This window comes from Blautia sp. ZXY-1-C6, assembly GCF_056339875.1.
Genome location: NZ_JBWJVQ010000081.1, coordinates 1 through 2,285, shown reverse-complemented (window position 1 = coordinate 2,285; position 2,285 = coordinate 1). Strand labels below are relative to the sequence as shown.

Genomic DNA, 2,285 nt, shown 5'->3' with positions numbered 1-2,285 from the left:
GCTATATTATCAGCGCCATTATACGATTTACCCAATTATAATAGGCGCAAATTTTTTAAAGAATTCTCATTATTGCTAGAAAAATATAGCAATTCTTCTGATTATTAAATCTTAATTTTGAAAAGCCCCCAGGATTAACTCCCGAGGACTTTCATACTGCTCATATTAAATTGTGATCACATTATTCAAGCAATCAGATTATTAATGGATTCTAACTCATATACAGTAAATGGATCAATGTCAATACAACTGGATTCATCTCTGTTGCCAGAAAGATCCCATGCAAGAGTACCATTCATAACGGTACAAGCTTCCTTAAATGCATCAATATCTCTTAATGGCTTAAATATTTCTGTTTTCAAATCTTCTGTAGCATCATAGTCTACAATCTTACCGTCATCAAAGAATACCTGTACATGAAAATTATCCAATGGTATCACCTGTACTACTGTTGGAAAATATTCGTTCATATTGTTATAGTCCTATTATTTTAATCAAAACAAATCACTATGACTTCCAGTTCTTGTCAAATATAGGAATAGTTCATCTTCATAGACTTCATAAATCAACAACCAATCAGGAGCAATATGACATTCTCTGCAATTACTATAATTTCCTGAAAGATTATGATCTCGATTCTTCGGCGGTAATATTTCACCATTTGCCAATTTTTTGATGATATCAGTCATTAACCTCATATCGTATCCACGTTTCTGAATACGTTTTAAGTCTTTTTGAAACTTACTGGTCGGCTTAACCGTATATTTCATGCTAATAATTCCTCCATCATCTTGTCCACATCTGTATATGCTTTTCCAAGAGAAGGATTCTGTTTCATCTGCTGCACTTCATTAATTGCTGATATTGTTTCACTGTTTGGTATTTCTCTGGTAATCTCAAACGGTATTCCCTGTTCTCTGATTGCCTGTTTTACAAAAATTGTGAATGCAGTTGTCAGATTCATACCTAAATCATTGAAAAGATCTTCTGCTTGTTTCTTTAAATTATCATCCATTCTAATTGATACATTTGCCATAAATCCACCTGCTTTCTAATCTATTTATATTATCATTATATAGCTTATGCAATGCATTGTCAATACTATGCATTATTTCAAGAATTATATCTTTTCCATCCTTATATAAATATCTGCATCGGCAGCAGACATCTTATACTCGTTTCTACACAATATATTAATGAACTAACCATCAAATTTCAACGATAATGCTTTAAGGGTAAAGTTGTTAGGGTAGATGGTTTTCGTTGGAAATTTAAGGTTATATATAAGGATTTTCAGCATAGAATTGATTCTGTGAGGGATGGTTATGGTTATACGGATGACTGTATTAGTTCCCTTCCGTTATTATAAGCAGGATAACGGAAGTCTTATGAAAAAGCCCTCCGTCCTGTCTATAGAAGTAAACTAAATATTACTTCCGTTCCTGTTTCTAAACAACTGACTTCGGTTTTTAAACAATGAATTTATCGCATTTTTCCGTTGTCTGATGCGTTTCTAAACCGACAGAAATTTGAACCTACCCTTAAAATCCCATCACATCAGGTTCTTCCCATTGTTCCGCTGTGACTCCCAACGATTCCAGAAGCTTATCAATCGGTGCTTCATCTTCATTTCTGTATTATTTAATTCCATTACTTCTCTAATCCTTTCTCAGCCATATTATTTTCATCAATTGTCCTGTCAGCCATTGGACACCACTCTGGACTTGTCTCAGGTAAATTATCCTCGCCCAGTTTACCCATCAAATTTACTCTATTTCTATTATCACAATAATACATTTTCTTATTGACAGCATAGCATTTTACATATTCACAATCTTTACATCTCATTACTCTTCTTCTCCTTCTTCGTATTCGTCATCTTTATTATTTGCTTCTTCTTTGAGATAATCTCCATACGCTTCGCAAGCACGATTTAACACAGTACCAGATTTAAACTTTGCCTTATATCTTTCTGGAATCTCATACACATTTTTGCCTGTTCTTTCCATTCCAGAACATGTTTTTTTTCTTTATAAAATTTAGGTTCTACAGTGAAAAATCCTAATAATACCAGTTTATCTCCCTTAGCCAAAATATCCTCTATAGTGCGAAGCATATAACGAATTGTCCAGTATGTATTCCAGTAGTCTCCACCTATCCTATTTTTTGGTATTCTCTCATATTCTTTGAATCTATTAGCTTCTCTCATTTTATCATGTACCATTTTGGTAAATTCTGCTTCATATATTGTTTTGTTCATCGTCTTTTCCTCCTTGCTTTTGTTC

General features: G+C 33.3%; 5 protein-coding genes. All 5 read right to left on the bottom strand.

The window, feature by feature from the left end; all coding sequences use genetic code 11:
• Positions 1 to 185 precede the first annotated feature (185 nt).
• The 5 genes from AC075J_RS03185 to AC075J_RS03165 all read right to left on the bottom strand — a co-directional run bounded on the left by AC075J_RS03185 (position 186) and on the right by AC075J_RS03165 (position 2,260).
• Entirely contained in the window at positions 186 to 470 is a 285-nt protein-coding gene (locus AC075J_RS03185) for a DUF2442 domain-containing protein (protein ID WP_008703159.1), read from the bottom strand.
• Between the two features lie 24 nt (positions 471 to 494).
• Positions 495 to 770 (bottom strand): type II toxin-antitoxin system YafQ family toxin, encoded by a 276-nt coding sequence (locus AC075J_RS03180; RefSeq protein ID WP_008703161.1) that lies wholly within the window; start codon positions 768 to 770, stop codon positions 495 to 497.
• Positions 767 to 1,036: a type II toxin-antitoxin system RelB/DinJ family antitoxin gene (locus tag AC075J_RS03175; RefSeq protein ID WP_008703163.1), complete on the bottom strand. Its 270-nt coding sequence runs from the start codon at positions 1,034 to 1,036 to the stop codon at positions 767 to 769. The genes AC075J_RS03180 and AC075J_RS03175 overlap by 4 nt, the downstream gene beginning before the upstream one ends.
• Positions 1,037 to 1,650: 614 nt before the next feature.
• Positions 1,651 to 1,848 carry a hypothetical protein gene (locus tag AC075J_RS03170; RefSeq protein ID WP_008703164.1) on the bottom strand — a complete coding sequence of 66 codons (198 nt, stop codon included), beginning with the start codon at positions 1,846 to 1,848 and terminating at the stop codon, positions 1,651 to 1,653.
• A gap of 85 nt (positions 1,849 to 1,933) precedes the next feature.
• Complete coding sequence (locus tag AC075J_RS03165; RefSeq protein ID WP_008703166.1) at positions 1,934 to 2,260, bottom strand: hypothetical protein; 327 nt, start codon at positions 2,258 to 2,260, stop codon at positions 1,934 to 1,936.
• Between the last annotated feature and the right edge of the window lie 25 nt (positions 2,261 to 2,285).

Coding starts and splice junctions, on each gene's coding strand:
- AC075J_RS03185 (WP_008703159.1), bottom strand. CDS start 470: ATGAACGAATATTTTCCAACAGTAGTACAGGTGATACCATTGGATAAT.
- AC075J_RS03180 (WP_008703161.1), bottom strand. CDS start 770: ATGAAATATACGGTTAAGCCGACCAGTAAGTTTCAAAAAGACTTAAAA.
- AC075J_RS03175 (WP_008703163.1), bottom strand. CDS start 1,036: ATGGCAAATGTATCAATTAGAATGGATGATAATTTAAAGAAACAAGCA.
- AC075J_RS03170 (WP_008703164.1), bottom strand. CDS start 1,848: ATGAGATGTAAAGATTGTGAATATGTAAAATGCTATGCTGTCAATAAG.
- AC075J_RS03165 (WP_008703166.1), bottom strand. CDS start 2,260: ATGAACAAAACAATATATGAAGCAGAATTTACCAAAATGGTACATGAT.